The 16,012-nt window shown below is 49.1% G+C and carries 11 protein-coding genes; 8 read left to right on the top strand and 3 right to left on the bottom strand.

What is annotated here, in order from left to right; translation table 11 throughout:
* Positions 1-19: 19 nt before the first annotated feature.
* Positions 20-1,369 carry a UDP-N-acetylmuramoyl-L-alanine--D-glutamate ligase gene (murD, locus tag EHO61_RS15770; RefSeq protein WP_135814526.1) on the bottom strand — a complete coding sequence of 450 codons (1,350 nt, stop codon included), beginning with the start codon at positions 1,367-1,369 and terminating at the stop codon, positions 20-22.
* Between the two features lie 73 nt (positions 1,370-1,442).
* On the opposite strand from murD, the gene EHO61_RS15765 reads away from it, so the two are divergent.
* From EHO61_RS15765 to EHO61_RS15745, 5 genes are all read left to right on the top strand, one after another.
* The gene (locus EHO61_RS15765) at positions 1,443-1,781 is read left to right on the top strand and encodes an STAS domain-containing protein (protein WP_135767884.1); all 339 of its coding nucleotides are present in this window, start codon (positions 1,443-1,445) and stop codon (positions 1,779-1,781) included.
* A 4-nt stretch (positions 1,782-1,785) separates the two neighbouring features.
* Positions 1,786-2,535: a beta/alpha barrel domain-containing protein gene (locus EHO61_RS15760; protein ID WP_135814525.1), complete on the top strand. Its 750-nt coding sequence runs from the start codon at positions 1,786-1,788 to the stop codon at positions 2,533-2,535.
* A 122-nt stretch (positions 2,536-2,657) separates the two neighbouring features.
* The gene (locus tag EHO61_RS15755; protein WP_135814524.1) at positions 2,658-3,758 is read left to right on the top strand and encodes a TMEM43 family protein; all 1,101 of its coding nucleotides are present in this window, start codon (positions 2,658-2,660) and stop codon (positions 3,756-3,758) included.
* Between the two features lie 692 nt (positions 3,759-4,450).
* On the top strand, positions 4,451-8,155 hold the full coding sequence (locus EHO61_RS15750; protein ID WP_246032174.1) for a hypothetical protein: 3,705 nt from the start codon (positions 4,451-4,453) through the stop codon (positions 8,153-8,155).
* A gap of 17 nt (positions 8,156-8,172) precedes the next feature.
* A complete protein-coding gene (locus tag EHO61_RS15745) occupies positions 8,173-11,247 on the top strand; it encodes an Ig-like domain-containing domain (protein ID WP_135814523.1) in 3,075 nt (1,024 codons plus the stop codon).
* 38 nt (positions 11,248-11,285) lie between these two features.
* Here EHO61_RS15745 and EHO61_RS15740 read toward each other — a convergent pair whose 3' ends face one another.
* Both EHO61_RS15740 and EHO61_RS15735 read right to left on the bottom strand, forming a co-directional pair.
* Entirely contained in the window at positions 11,286-12,026 is a 741-nt protein-coding gene (locus EHO61_RS15740; protein WP_135814522.1) for a FecR family protein, read from the bottom strand.
* Positions 12,027-12,039: 13 nt separating this feature from the next.
* Positions 12,040-13,461: a hypothetical protein gene (locus EHO61_RS15735; protein ID WP_135814633.1), complete on the bottom strand. Its 1,422-nt coding sequence runs from the start codon at positions 13,459-13,461 to the stop codon at positions 12,040-12,042.
* Between the two features lie 241 nt (positions 13,462-13,702).
* Between EHO61_RS15735 and EHO61_RS15730 the strand changes: the two genes are divergently transcribed.
* The 3 genes from EHO61_RS15730 to EHO61_RS17265 all read left to right on the top strand — a co-directional run bounded on the left by EHO61_RS15730 (position 13,703) and on the right by EHO61_RS17265 (position 15,985).
* Complete coding sequence (locus EHO61_RS15730; protein ID WP_210415355.1) at positions 13,703-14,743, top strand: sensor histidine kinase; 1,041 nt, start codon at positions 13,703-13,705, stop codon at positions 14,741-14,743.
* Between the two features lie 2 nt (positions 14,744-14,745).
* Positions 14,746-15,486 carry a LytR/AlgR family response regulator transcription factor gene (locus tag EHO61_RS15725; protein ID WP_135814521.1) on the top strand — a complete coding sequence of 247 codons (741 nt, stop codon included), beginning with the start codon at positions 14,746-14,748 and terminating at the stop codon, positions 15,484-15,486.
* Between the two features lie 331 nt (positions 15,487-15,817).
* A complete protein-coding gene (locus tag EHO61_RS17265) occupies positions 15,818-15,985 on the top strand; it encodes a hypothetical protein (RefSeq protein ID WP_167880181.1) in 168 nt (55 codons plus the stop codon).
* Positions 15,986-16,012: the final 27 nt, after the last annotated feature.

Here is a 16,012-nt window from a genome sequence, read left to right as displayed (position 1 = left end):
ACAAGGGCATTTCCGGATTTTAGGGTTCTTCTTCCGCCCAACGACGAACCATGCTCAGGAAATGTTCTCCTCTTTCCTCGAAGTTTTTATACTGATCGAAGCTCGCGCACGCGGGGGAAAAAACCACGGACTGCAATTTGGCTCTTCCGGTTCGAATCGCGTTTTTTAACCAGGCAAATCCCTCTTCTAGAGTGTCCGCTTGTATGAGACGGTCCCCCAAAATAGTGGAAATCTCTTCTCCCCAGATATTTCTCGCTTCTCCGAACAGGATGACCCAACCCATTCCCGCTTTTAAAAAATCCTTAAGAGGCTCGGGGGATTCCGACTTAGGACGTCCGCCTAAGATCAGGCAGGTGGTTTTTCGATCCTTCCAGGTGCTCATTCCCGCCAACATACTGTGTAGGTTCGTGGATTTGGAATCGTTGATAAACGAAATTCCCGCCGCTCTTCCCGCATTCTGGAAACGATGGGGAAGACCGGTAAAAGAAGAGATCGCCGATTGGATATTGACAGGTTTGCCTCCGGAGGCCTCCGCAGCCAGGATCGCCGCACTCAAATTTTCCAGATTGTGTCCGCCGGAAAGAGGAAACGATTTGGCGTCGTAAAGAGCCTGCGCGGTTTGAATCGTCCTTGCTTCGTCAAGAATGATCGCGTCGTTTCCTTGCTCTCTGCCGAAGGTCTGAACCCTGCAGAGGCAATTCAATTTCTGGACTCTTTCCCGGAACAATTTGGAACTGACGACTAGGGTGTGACGGGGATTATTCCTGTCTATGATCCTGGATTTGGCGGAGAAATACTCGTCCAGAGTCCCGTGTCTCTCCAGATGATCCGGCGCAAGATTCAAAATTACGGAAACGTCAAGTTGAAGAGGACCGGAATCCTGCAATTGGTAACTGGACAATTCCAAAACCGCCAATGGGATCGGTTTCGTACAGAATTCGCTGAACGCGTGACCTATATTTCCTCCCGCTGTTGCTCCCGGAAAATCCTTAGAGAGTAAGTGACAGGTCAATGCTGTGGTTGTGGATTTCCCATCCGTACCTGTGATTCCCAGCAATTTTCCGGTAAAGAAACCGCGGGCGAATTCCACTTCCGATACTACCGGAATCATCAGGGAATGTGCCTGTTTGATCACCGCATGCCCGGGAGAAACACCGGGGCTTTTTACTACAAGTGCGAGAGGAAGAAGAGAGGCCAAGGAAACATCCTCTTTTACGAATGTTTCCGCTACGGAGGGAACGGGCTCCGAATTGCATAAGAGGGGAATAGCTTGTCTTTCCCTTAAGAGACGGAGGGCCGCCATGCCGGAGACTCCGCCGCCTAGAACGAGAACTCTCTGGCCGAGCAAGGAGGTAGGAAAATTTGCCATACGGGGGAACTTGGTTGACAGGCTAATTTTCGGACTCAGAATTGTCTCTAATTAATCGCTCAGGTAGGTTCCTTTGCTGGATCATAAGGTACAGGACGGAGTTCTCATTGTTTACCTCAAAGGACGCTTGGACGTTTCCATCGCGAACGAGGTGGAAGAAAATCTCAACGATCTCATCGACAACCAAGGACATACAAGGGTTATATTGAATATGCAGGAAGTGGATTATATGTCCTCTTCCGGTTTTCGAGCCTGCATTTCCACCCTCCGGAAGTTGAACGCGAAAGAAGGCGGTCTGAAAATCTGCGGGATCAAGCCTGCCGTAAAACGGATCTTCGACGTGATAGAACTTACTTCCCTTTTCGATATCCGGGAAACAGAGGAAGAAGCCCTTAAGTCCTTCCGTAATTGATCGGATGGGTTTGCACCGAGTTTTACGGGAAATTCTCGAAACCAAAAAGCGGGAGTTGGAGTCGATTCCCGAATACAACCCTCCCCGCTATTCCGGCCCGAGCCTCTGGCAATCTCTTCGGTCCCGGAAATTCTCCATCATCGCGGAATGCAAGCGTAAGAGTCCTTCCGCCGGGACGATCCGCGTAGATTACGATCCTATCTCCGTAGCTAAGACATACGAGGAATGCGGGGCTTCCTGTATTTCCGTCCTAACGGATCGGGAATACTTCGGGGGCTCCTTAGAGGACTTGAGAAGAGTCTCCGACTCGGTTCGAATTCCCATACTTCGTAAGGATTTTATAATAGATCCCAGGCAGATCCTGGAGGCTCGAGAGTTCGGCGCCGGAGCGATTTTATTGATCGTTCGGATCCTGGATCGTCAATCCATAGGTTCCTTAATCCGCCAGGCGAGGGATCTCGGAATGGACGTCCTGACGGAGATTCACACCGAGGAAGAGGCCGAAATCGCCTCCGATGCGGGCGCGAATATCGTCGGTATCAATACCCGCGATCTGGACGATTTTACGATTCATCAAGATCTAGTCTCGAAGGTCTCGGGCAAACTTTCGCCAAATATCATAAAAGTAGGGGAATCCGGCGTTAAGAGCAAACAGGACTTGGACGCATTTCGTCCATATGTGGACGCCGCCTTGATCGGGACCTACTTCATGGAAAAACCGAATATTCGTAACGCCTGGTTAGAATTATTTTAAAGTTCCATCATAGGGAATAAAATTCTCACGTTCCGTATTTTTCGGAAAAAATAAATTGCCTAACTTCCTCTCTTGAGTGTATGATGCTCTTTCGTTTTTTACCCTCAACAGGAGATAAATTCATGGCATTGGAAAGTTCGGATGGGATGTCCTCTTCGGAGGACGTCGGTATATTCGGTCAGTTTGGCGATTCTTTTAAAGGCATCTTGACCGGTATTTTATTATTCCCCGCTTCTTTATTTCTGATCTATCAGGTCGAAACCTGCGAACAGGCGAGTGCGGCTTTGAAAGGAGCCGTTCCCGCAGCGGAAGCCAAAGAAGGTTTTCCGTCATATGTAACAGGTATGCTTACAGCCGATCCGTTGGGAGGGGAATTCGTTAAAACGGGACATTATATTTCCTATTCCCAAACCGCCGAGGTCTACGCTTGGACGGAAGAAGTGAAGGAAGAAGGAAGCGGAACGAATAAGAAGAAAGTCCGCAAATGTAAACTGGAATGGACTTCCTCTCCGAAAAACCCCCGAAACTTCGAGCTCTCCGGTTGTAAATCCAAACCGTTTTACCAAGTTTCGCATTCCGAGATCAATTCCTTTGCAAGCGACGCGAAGATCAAAGGAGAAAGCGGAGCTTCCTACTCGGTGAATCTAAAAGACGTGGAGTTTACGAGCGAAGTTCCTTCTTCCGCGCCCGAAGCGGCGAACCTGTCGAAAGGGATTCTGAAGGAGGAATACGTTTATCTGAACGAAAAATGCTCCAAGGATGAAATCGAAGGTTGCGAACGCATAAACGTAGACGTGAGGCCGATTCCGAAGGAGAATATGACTTTCGTAGGTTCCGTTTCCGGACATTCGATGGGAAAATTCAGAAGCAAAGAGGATAACTTATTCCTAAACGCTTCCGTCGGAGATTACCAAAAGACGATGAAGGACATCGCTTCCGACGACAAGATGATGAAATGGATCGGTCGAATCGTTTGTTTCGTCATCATGTGGGCGAGTTTGAATCTGTTGGTCGGACCTTTGACTGCATTGCTGAGTTTCATTCCTTTTATCGGAGAGTTCGGCAAGATGGCGATCTCCTTTGTTCTGGGAGTGGTGGCCTTCGTAATCACAGTGATCACGATCCTTCTCGTCAAATTCTGGTATATCTGGCTTTTGATCTGCTTGGGAGCGATCGGTTATTCGATCTACAAACGGAAGCAGGCAAAACCGGCTTCGGCTTGATCTAAGCGATCCTTTTGTCCGGCGGAATTCTTTTCAGGATTCCGTCGGTTTTGGAAATAAATTCTTGCATCCCGTTTTGCATCTCGAAACGGCGGTAAATCGGAATCAAACTCTCCTCCTTTGATTTCTCATTGTTATGTCCTATCAATTCCCTATTTGCCTCGATGTTTGCGGTTTCAGACGGAAGGAAGCCGTTTATAAGGATTCGAAATATAAAATCATTCGATTATCGGCGACGAAAAGGATCTCTTTAAATAACGATCGTTCTTGAAAAAAATGTGAAAAATATGAAAAAAATCGTTGTATGGCGCGTTGTGATATGTACCTGTATAGCGACCGATACATGATCCGAACGATTGATATATAAAAATGGTTTGAACAAATTCTTTCTCTCATCTATACAAAAAGGAGAAGGATCTATTTCGGATAACGATCGTTATAAAATGCGAAATTGGCTGAACTGGGGAAGTTTGGGAATGAAAATAGGAAAAAAATCACTGGTAACCCCAGGAGACGAACGGTCTGTTTCCGGAAAGGGATCCAAGTATTTACTTATTTTTTCTCTTATATCTGTCTTATCGACTGCTTGTTCTCACGCGGGAACGGATAAGTCTGGGATTTCTCAATTCTCCGACAATACCACGGCATACACCGGAGTTTCTCTCTTTACCTTTCTGAATCCGTTTCCGGTCGTGAAGAGCTTTTTTACGAATCTGGATCCGGTCGCCTTTAACGTTGCATTAGGAAATTCTTTAGCTAAGGCTCCCCAACCGGACAATCTGGGTACCCTGCGGGCGGCACAGGCGATGATGCTGCAAAGCCGGCCCGCGATGCAGACTCTGGCTTCCGGCGGAGCGGATCTGATCAACAAACTGCAAACGAACAATTCGAACGCATACTCTGCTTTGCAGCCTCTGATGGAAAAGATCCGGAATTATCCTTCTCCGGTCGTGCGTAACCTGGTTCCCATCAGCGCCCAGGCTCTTTTGGACGAATACAACACGAATACCAATCTTCAGATCCAACAATCCATTACTTCCACCGCCAATACGCTGAAAAAGCAAACGACGGTAAATTTCCTTCAAAAAGCGGAGGACTTTCTTTACAAGGCGCTGACCGCGAATGCGAACTTTCGATCGGGTGTGCAGGGATTGTTGGACGGATTCTTTGCTCCTTCCGTGCTGAGCGATCCTACCCATTCCTTGAAAAACGGTTTTATCAATATCGTGTACGGGGTCGGGGACATGATGAATTTCCAGGCGGGATTCATGAACCAGACCACGCCGGCTACGACTTTGAAACAATTGATTCTGAATCTGAATAATTACTTCACCGTCGCCGTAGCGGGACAGCCGACGGTTTATAGTTCTAAAGCGGCATATAACGCTCCGGGAGGTACTCTTCATTCCTCCGAATTGGGAGTGGTGCTGACGGATTTTTTTCAGGTATTCCGGGATTTAGTAGTTCCCGCTAAAAACCCTGCGTTAGGCGCTCCTTATACTGGATTCGATTTTCTAAAGGATTCCGCCACGAATCTGAATTCGTTAGGATTTCCTACGAGTCTGCTTTCCTCCGTTTCCTCTTCCGGAGCGGGGCCGATCGAGCAGTCTTTGGGGAACCTGATCCGTGTGGACGGAAACGGTCTGGATAGGGCTTACAATGCCAACAGTTATACTGTGTCCGCGTTGGAGACTTTGTTTCTCATCCTGTATTTGGCGGACAATTACGGCTATACTTGGGATCCGAGCACCACTACGAACGATTGGATCACAGGAATGACGGGAGGAGAAATCACTCTGGGAGACGGGCTCTTTGCCATGATGTCCGTTATTTCCTCCTCCGATTCCTTCAATTTTAAGAATATCTCCGAACAGAGTCGAACGAGCAATAACGTCTACAGAGACGGTTCCGTTTATCTGATCGGGATGAATTCGCGCGTGCTTTCCTTGATGGAGGATGCTTCCCGCGGAGCGACTCAGGTGCCGAGTACGAATCCCATCGATCTTTCCGCGAGCGCCGGTTCTTACGACAAGGTCTTTAACAAGACTCTTCCCTGGATGTTGGACTGGCTAGTGAAGGTTACGTATAGAGGATACGGGCCTTATTATAACGTAAATCGCAGGGATGCGGGAGGAAATTACCTTTCGCCAGACGGTTCGATCGCGAGATATTCGAATCTCGCGGAGAACCATTACCAACCTTCCTGGAAAACGCATCGCTACGATATCCAACTGAACCCGAATGCCACGAACAAGTGTATTTCCATGGGAGGATATTCTAACAGTAGTCCGGCTCTTAGTTGTGATTGGGTAACGCATTCAAATCATGTGACTTATTCTCCAGCTGCTCCATATAACACTTGGACCTGTACGTATCCCAATACTTATCCTACTCCGCCGGCTGGAAATTATACTTGCACAAATCCAGATCCTGCTGCAGGAGCGGGGCAGTACACCATTCCCGAAATCGCGAAAACCGACGCGCAACGAGCCGTATCCTCGGATGAAGAGGCATTTTATAAAAATCTACAATGGTTATTGTACGAAAAGAGATTCGTAGTCGTACTACCGGTCCGTGCTAAGTTGGCGGCGACAGTGGCTTTTGCGGAGGCCCTGTTCGTCACAGCGGTAGGAAACGGTCTCGTAGGTATGCTGAATTTGGCTCCGAATTGCGGGCCTTTGGCGACCGCTTCCTCCGGTACTTGCGGAAACTATAACGGACAATGGAAGAGTACGACCGGAAATTCTCCGGACAGCACGAAGATGCTGAAGGTGTACAGCACGACGAAGCAGGATCTGCAATACTTCTCCTCGGTTCCAGGAGATTCCGCCATGCTTGTGGAAGGATGGGGTTACGGAGCCGATGGTACGGGAGTTCCGGCGAGTAGCGGAAACATGGGACCCACGGTCGTATATTCCGCTCTTTGGTCATTGCTCGTTCCCCAGCCTACCATCAGCTATGGTTTGATTCCTCCCGTTATTTCCCAGAACGGGTACGTTCTGCAGATGCTCGGTTTCTTGCCGCCCGCAAGCACGGACACGAGTTCTTCCATCAATACGACTTCCGCTTCTCCGGCTCCCATCACTCCGGATCTTTTCAATGCGAACGATACCGTGTATTGGCCGTACCGGAACCGTTTTACTCCTTTTGTCGCGGCTCTGGCAAAATCCGTGTTGGATAAGGTGAGCGGTCAAACGACGGCGACTCCGGTAAATCCGGTGTCCATCCTTTCCCGTTTGGCGGAACTGCTTTCCCGTCCGTATGCCTTTTACGGTCCTGACACGACGAACGGAAGCGTTACTAATCCGAGTCCTCCTTCCATTTATCAGATCCGGACGAACGGAATCGCTTACGGGATCCGAAACTCGGGGGGCGGCGCGTCGGATTACCAACCGGACGATACATATCGTTCGTTTATCAGTATTCTGATAGAGAATACGAGGAGATTCCAAGACGGGATGCTGAACCTGATCAGCAAGACCCGTTTGGTTTCCGGGCTTTCCCAGTTTCTGGCCCAGCTCGGAGATGCTTCCCACGCGGATGCCTTCGCTTTGATTTCGCCGGCTTTGGAAAACATTATGGGAGAAACCCTACTGGTTTCGGAATGCGCGGGAGCCACGGATGATCCTTCCTTCCAGACGAATTGTCCTACTAAGTTCGATATCCAAGGAGGGGTCCTCTACTGGTTCCGGGACCATATCGTGGAATATCCGAATCCGCAGCTCTTCTGCAATCCCGATCCCACCGTCGTGTGCGGCGGCGGGTCGACGTATTATGCGGCGCGATCCACGAATATCTACGATCCTACTTGGAGCGACGTGGATAATTTCGCGAGTAACGTTAGGGATTATATGTCCAGTGCCTCAGGGTGGTCCGTGGTCAAGTCCCTTGATTTTCTTTTGGATTTGCTCATCAATATCCAGCCTTCCTTTACGGATATACAGAACACCTTGGATGTAGTGGCATCGTTATTCATTCATCCGAATCATACGGGGACTTATACGGTTACGAACTTGCTGACTCAGAGTCTGCCTCCCATGCTGAACGCGATCGCGCCTTACGGTAAGAATCTGTACGGAACAGGTTACTATCTCGCGGTTCAAGGGGCTTTCTTCTCCTATTTGGAAGCGAACGCTTATATGGATTCGCGATACGCGGTGAAAGATCTATTTCAGGATTTCGAGAATTTATTGAATTCGCAATTGATCCAGACCCAGGCCTATGACAATACTTCCTTCCTCTATTCTGCGGGCACACTGATCGGGGATTTGGCGGATATCTACCAAAACGGAAGGAAGTTCAGTCCGGTAGGAGACTATTTCTACGATAACTGGAACACCGGCCAGCCCACGTCGACGTACTTCGACGATTTGAACGTTATGTTTTCTGTAAGATGATCGAGAGAGGGAAGATTATGAAACGCTTGGAAAAAAAGAAAATCGCCTTCAGCAATCCTTTAGTTCTTTTGTTTCTGCTTGCCGCCTTGGCTCTATCCTGTGCCGGTAAGAAATCCGGAGGCGGAGTGTTCGGTTCCCTTTTAGGTGCCATGGGGATCGTGACGGACCAAGGAGGAACTCTCCCTCAGGGCGTGAGTAGCAGCGTGTATTCCGCTTTGGATACCCCCGCTTCTCTCCCCGCGAATTTCGGCAATAACGGACCGAGCGCGATTCTTTTCATCAGTTCTTATACGAATGTGAACCGTTATAAAAGTCTGGAAATCCGTTTTTCCAAATCCATGAACCAGGCTACCGTACAGTCCGACCTTTCCATCGTGAATGGGAGTAACGTGGCTCTTCCAGGACCGGGAAAAGGGGGAATATTCCATTGGGCTTCGGGAACGAGATTGATCTTCGATCCGTACAAGGAGCTGGCCGCAAACACGACGTATACTCTGACTCTTACCGCGAATTCGGCCACTTCTTCCGGAACGGCGCTACTTCCTTACCAAATCCAGTTTACCACCGAGCCGGATTATTTCGTTACTTCCACCGGCACTGCCGGCGCTTATACCAATGTGGCCTTAGGTTGGGGGAACTCCGGCGGAAAGGACATCACCTTTCCTACCAACGCGCATCTTTACGTAAACAGCAGTTTTACGAATCCGATTTCCGGTACGAATCCTATCCAATCCATTACCTTGAACCATATGGGTTCCACGGACCAGTACACGATCTGTACGGGGACCTGTTCCATGTCTTCTCCTTTGGTTTCCAATCTGGATCTGATTGCGGATGCGCGTTTGACTTCCACTCCCGGGCTCTACGCGTTTATCGGAGGGAACTCCTATTATTATCAGATCACCACTGCGAGCGGAGAAATTTTCAATCGTTACTTCTCCTTTAATTACGGTCCGGTAAATACCAATCCGTACGGGTTACTGACCGGAGTTTCGACCACCGTGATGGACCAGGCCCAGACGATGCTTCTTTTCGGCCAGATCCTGCAAAAGTTCGCGCACGCGGACTTCAAGATCGGAGGAATGAGCTTCAACGATTTCGCCGGAAACCCTTCCACGAATAGCGCCACCACTCTTTCCTCCAGATGCATCAACTACTACCAGGGTCAGATCACCTACGTTAGGAATTACGGCGATAATTCAGGACAATACGGGGACGGGTATTGCGGAGGAAATCCCAACGGGGGAGCGTTTAACGTGGTCGCGAGCGTACTAGGTCTCGGTAACCTTCCGATGTATTTGGACGTGTTCATTCCCGGCATATCTATTCCTCCTACCGCTCCGGACGGAACCACGAATATTACGGATTCCTTTTATGTTACCGGAACCGGGTCGATCGGGATAGATATCTACGGAGAATATTCCGTGATCGATCTCGCCGTCATCGGCTTGACCCATGATTGTACCGTACTCGCATGTCTCATCGGTAACGGCCAAGACTTCTATTTTACGACGAATTCCACGGTAAACGGAAGCGGTCCGTATACTCCGAGATTGGCGAGAGCGAAGGCGACCACTTGGTTCGATACGAGCGGGAATATCAACGTTCAGATCAATCGTTATACGAGCGGAAGTCCTTCTCCCAACGGAGTCTATCCTTTCGATCCGAACGATCCGATCACCGGGAACTTTTACGTATCGGAATGGTGGCAGAACCTGAACACCGCTTCCATGAGTCTACAAGGCTCCACTAGCGGTTTGGGATCTTTCTTAGGTCCGATCACGAACATGATCGCGACGAACGCCGTTCCCCAGGTGACTCCGTCAATCACCCAAGCGCTTCTTACGGATATCGTGGAAAGGGTTTCCGTAAATGCGTTGAACGCAGTTCTACAATCCTTGAATAACCCCGGGTTGGAGCTGGACCTTCCGAGTTATCTTCCTGCTCCGCTCGCGAATTTTCCTTTGATTCTTTCCCTCCAGGTCGCCTCGGATGCGGCAGTGCAGTCTTCCGGATCCAACAAGGGGATCGTGGCTTCCGCGAATGTGGCTTTGGTGGCAAAGTCCAGCTCTCGTCTGGCTTCCACGAATGCGAATTACCACGGTCATAATGCCGCCGTCGGGTTCGTGAGCACTGCTCCTTCGGGAACCGCCGGAGCCACTGCAATCCAAAACGCGAAGAACTATCTCTTCGGACAGAGCAATGCGACCCCGGGTTTGCTCTTGGGGTTGAGCGCGGATACGGTCACACAAGCGGCCTACAGTCTTTGGCAGAACGGGGCCTTTAACCTGGCTTTGAACGCCGCGTTCATCAACCAGATCCAAACCTATGCAGGAAACGGGGCCCTGTTTCAATTGACCAAGACCCTGCTCCAGGCGTCGGCCATTATCAATATTCTGGCTCCGGGCTTTCCGAGTTTGACGGGTCTGAATCCGTCCAACCCAACCCAGACCATTACTGTAAACGGTACGGACGGTGTGGAAATCGACCTATGGGCCATCCATGCACCAAACGGAAGTCTGAAGCCTGTTCCTTCCGGTTCCGCCATTCCGCAATTAGAGGTCAACTTTACAGATTTGGAATTGAGGATCTACGGAGTTCCCGCAAGCGGACCCAAGTATCTGATCAACACCGCCAGGGCCAGCTTTAAGGCTTTAGGTACCATCAAGTTCACTCCGTTCGTCCAGCCTACGGGAATCAGCGGATATAGTAACTTGAACGCCTTGAGTCTGGTGGTCGATCCGGCCAGCATGTCGTATACGTTGGATATTCTGGAAGGAAGCCAATACAATCCGTTCGGTATCGATCCGCAAGGGGTGCTGACAGTGGTGAATCCGTTGATTCCTTCTCTGATCATTCCCTTGGTGAATAATATCCTGGGACAGATTCCATTGCCTTCGAAGGCGGGATTGGCCACGCTGACCAACCCGAGTAACGCGACGCAAACCTGTAATCTAAATACGACTACGGACAAGATTAAACTGTTGACCCAAGCGATCCCGAGTACGCAGACGTATCCGTTCCTGTTCGCAGGGCTACAGTTCCAAGGCGTCTACGCGACCAACCCAGGGTCCACCATCACCTGTCCGTGACGTAAAATTCGCATTCGCTGATTCGTTACCCAAGTCGGTTAATGCGAGTTTGCGGACGCTCCGTACGTTTCGTCCATAGGAACCGGATCCGTAGCCGTCCATCCTTGCGGGATATGGCAGGAAAGGCAGTTTTTTAAGGAGATATTCTTCTTCATCATCTCTTTAAACGGGGGCATGGATTTGAATTTTATGATGATTCCTTCGTAGGAGGTTCTCTTAGGTTCTCCGCCTTCTCCGGAGTAATATCCTCCGAATCCTTTTTCCTGTAAGGTCCCGTCCCCTTTTTCACCGTTGCCGGTCAAAGCCACTTTACCTTCGCAGGTGCAGAATCCGGAGTCCTTGGATTTAGGTTCGTAAAACGCCGAAAAGGAAGTGCCTCTTACTCCTGCCGTATTCGTAGGAGTGGAGACGTCGAATTTTTTTCCGTTCAGATTCACGACGTGAAACCAAGCGAATCCGCTTAAAACATCCATCTTTCCGCTTTTGGCTTCCGAATGGAGTGAGGAAAGTTTGAGTCTGGAATTGGGTAGAATTCGGAATTCGGAGCCTCTATACAGTACGGTCGCCCTGGATCCGTTTCCGGTGGAAAGAATGTCCCCTTCTCCCACCGGATCTCCTTGCTTCAATCGAGCCCAAGGTCCGCTGCCCGTTTTCTGTAACTGTACGTTTCCTACCAGAAAGGCGATCCTGGCTTCCTGTTCCTTTTTCTCCTGGCTCAGAAGCACTAACGAGCCGAGAGTCAATCCTAAAGAAATTGCGATCCATAGTTTGCGTTTCATACCGTTTTCTCCGCTAAAATTCCACCGTCGTCCAAAACGCCCATTCCTTATCCAATTGGCCGTAAGACGAAATACCGATTCCGGTAGTCGATGCGTACTGTCCTAAGTAATCCGCTTGGGTGCGGGCTAATCCGCTTTGGTCTATATATACTTGCTGGCGACTTCCGTTCACGTCCCGATTTCTCAATTCCGAATAGCCGACGGAAAGTTTGATCGTATCCGAGAGAATCCATTCCACAAAAACGGAACCCTTGCGGAAGGAAGTGTGGGACTCGTAGCCTGAGGAGCTCCTGACCGGACTGCCCGGCACCTGGGACCAAGATGCGGAGTCTGGGACCCCGGGAAAAATTTGGGAAATTTTGGATCGATCCGCGGACATGACTCCGTTGTTTCCGGTTCCTCCTTCCATTCTTCCCACGATCTTTATGGAATCCCAAACTAAAGCCAACCAAGCATATCCCGCGTCTCCCGTCGAATCCACTCCCGGAGCCAATGGTAGTGCCGTGGGATGGGCCCTATCCACGATGGCGCCTCCATTTTGTTTCTTCCAAATCCAGCCGATCCCGAAGTTGATGAATTTTCTCTTATCAAAATCGGCCTCGACCGCATAGGAAGTGCTTTGGAGAGCGCGAAGGTCCTTCCGCAAAATCGTAGAAGGATTGTTATCCGAAGGCATACAAGTGGTTCCTTCGTTACAGTCCGTCCCGGCGGCACCCGTAAAGTTCGCGTTCCGGTTGAAAAAATGAAGCCCGAAGCGGGTGTCTTCGTCTATCTTCGGTTCGTACGAAATTCTGGAAGAAAGATCTATCGCGGAAGAATCCGTGTTTTGGCTCTGACGATATCCTTCCCCGTTGGAGAGCATGACGTGCGCGGAAAAAGCGTCCCATTTTCCGTTGGCCCCGAACCCGATATCCGCAGGCGCTTGGGCGAATCCCAAACTTTCCAACGGGCCTTTGTCCACATATCTCCATTGCCAATAATTCTTCCATTGCGTATAGGTATGAGGAAGTTCCTGCATTCCAAATGTAAGGGAGTAGGTCCCCAGTTTGGTGTCCCAAGTCTTTCGGACGAGAGCGTGTCTGATTCCGAGAGTATAAGGATTCGATTTCGTTCCTCCGTCCGCTCGAGTGCTAGCGGAAAACTGGCTGGCCCTGAGCAATTCTCCCCAAAGTTCCAAACTGACTCCGGTTTCTTTCCATTCCTTATTGATCATTAATAAGGTCCAAGGAGTGGAAAAACCGGTCTCGTCGTTCGGATAAGCGTTGGAGATACCGGAAGCGCTGTCCCTGTATCTTTGGCCGTAAGAACCTGAAACGATTCCCCCCACCTTCAGACCGTAGAACCCGTCCGGCTCGTCCTTTTTCGTGGTAACGATTTCTTCTGCATTCATAGCCGTCGAAACAAAGAACAATAAGAACACGGACCTTAATCGAATCGAGCTTCCTGCTTTCAAGGGCGGCTCCCTAGATTCCCCGTCGAATATCGGCGAGAAAGGAAATTATTTTTCGATAACCTAATCGTAGTTCCGTTCTTCTGTCTACTAGACTTTGTCCAAAAAGCCCGAGTCTACCTCATTTCCCGTTAAAATTCGCTTTTCGGAATCGAGGTTACATAGGGAGGAATAAACGGCAAAAAACGGAATCGACGTTAAATCGATTCGGGAAAGAAATTGGGAAATGGGTAAGAAGATGGATTTTAGGATCCGGGCGTTCAAGATCGTTTTCTGGTTCACGGTCAATACCGTTCTGGGTACCATGAACTCCCTTTTGGTCGCCCACAATTCTTCTTCCCCGTTCTGGAAAGTTTTTTTGGCGACCCAAGTCACCACTCATTCCGTCTGTTCCATCGTCGAATTTTCCGTAGAGTTCATCAACGGACGAAGGTTGGGACCGTTTAGCACGGGTGCGTTTTTAGTTCTCGCTTCCGGTTTTGCCGCCGTCTTCGGAGTCGCCGCGGGGGGAATTTTACATGCGATCCTATTGTCCGGAGAAGGCGTGGGACGGAATCATGGAGGCTCCTATAACATTCTTCTCGGAAGCCTCATTCTGGCGCTGTTCATCTCCTTTTTGGAAAAATCCATGCAGATGCTCATAGAGAGGAAAAAAAAGACGGAAACCGAACTCAAGGATATCCAATACAGAACCCTCCAAAGTAGGATGGATCCGCATTATCTTTTCAATACATTGAATACGGTTCACTCCCTCCTTGTGACGGATCCCGAAAAAGCGGACCACGCGTTGATCCTTCTCGCAGACACATATCGATTTCTTTGCGATCGGATCTACGAAAGACTGATACCCTTCGAAGAGGAGTGGAAATTTACGGTGGACTATCTGGAATTGCAAAGGCTCCGATTTTCGGATAATCTTACGATATGCACGACCAGGGAAGGGGATTTTTCCAGATTGCGCATACCGCCGTTGACTCTCCAGCCCCTGGTGGAGAACAGCTTCAAACACGGACTGGAATTGTTGTCCGAACCCGGAAGGTTGGAATTGTGTGCGGAAGCGTCCGGGGGAAAAGTTCGTATTACGGTAATCGATAACGGAAGAGAATCGGTGAACGTGAACGGAGTTTCCTTTGAAAGAAGAAAATCGGAATTTTCCCGCACTCTGGAAAACATACGGTCTAGATTGGAATACAATTTCGGAACTGCCGCCTTGGCTTTTAAGAAGAACTCCGGAAACAATATTCTACTTCTGGAATACGAGACTTAAGAATGACGTCCCCTAATTACAAAGTACTCGTGGTCGAGGACGAGGTTCCCGCGAGAGATCTCCTCCGAAAATACCTGGAAGATTGGGAAGATTGCGAGGTGGCAGGAATCGCTCGTACCGGTGTCCAGGCTTTGGATCTCCTGAAAAAGGGGGAATTCGATCTTGTCTTTTTGGATATCAATCTACCCGAAAAGACCGGTCTGCAATTGTTGGAGGAAATGGGGGATTCGATTCCCGTTCTGATTTTTACCACCGCATATCGAGAACACATGCTACGTGCCTTCGAGGTCGGGGCCTGCGACTATCTTCTGAAGCCGTATACCAAGGAACGATTCGATGCGTGTATGGGACGTGCATTGGAGCAGCTTAAGTTGCGTTCCTTGTCCAAACTCTCGATTCCGGGAAATCCCGATCCGGTGTTGGTTTTTCGGGAAAAGGGACTCGTGCATAGGATTCTCTCTTCGGACGTTTTTTATCTGACCGCCAACGGAAAACACTCCATCCTTCATACGAAGAGCGGGGATTTCGAAACTCCTAAATTGCTGGGAGATTTCGAGAAGGAACTCCCGGGAGAGGAATTTCTCCGCATTCATAGAAAGTATATCGTAAATAAGAGTTACGTCGCCGCCACGAGATCGCAGCCGGGCGGGGCATATTCACTTTTTTTAAATAATGAGGACGAAACGAACCTGCCTGTGGGTCGGGAATTCACCGACGGAATTAGGAAATTATTTAAGAAATAAATTATGGATCTATCGATCGGGCTTTCGACGATTCCTTTTTCTCATGTCAGGGTTAGTTTGCCCTAATCCTTTCGATTATTAATCGACTAATCCTTACGATGTAGATTTGGAAAGAAATTTTTAACTTCTTTTCGTAAATCATTCTCATCGGTAAAAATTTTTCAAAACTTTAGTAAGCAGGAAGGACGACGCTGCGTCGTATTATTTTAAATTACCGATTCGGGTTTGCAACGATCAAGCCTCCAACACTCGGACACCACGGCGAACGCAAGCCGGTGCGAAAAGGAATTTGACCTAAATTCAAACGATTGTTGTTCGGAGGACAATGTTTATGAAGAGATTTATGCTGGTGTTAAGTGTTTGGGTTCTTTGGTTGTATTCGGTTAGAGGATACTCCACTATGGGAAGTTTCAATTCGTACGAAGAATGCCAAGCAGCCACGAAGGCCGATGTTGCCGGAGTTCTCAAATGGAGAACCGAATGCAAGGAAGCAAAATAATATAGGTCAATTTATTCCTAAAAAAGG

Origin of the sequence: Leptospira fluminis (assembly GCF_004771275.1) — a bacterium.
GTDB lineage: Bacteria > Spirochaetota > Leptospiria > Leptospirales > Leptospiraceae > Leptospira_B > Leptospira_B fluminis.
Note: the sequence above shows the minus strand (reverse complement) of the source record. Positions and strands in the feature narration are given on the sequence as shown.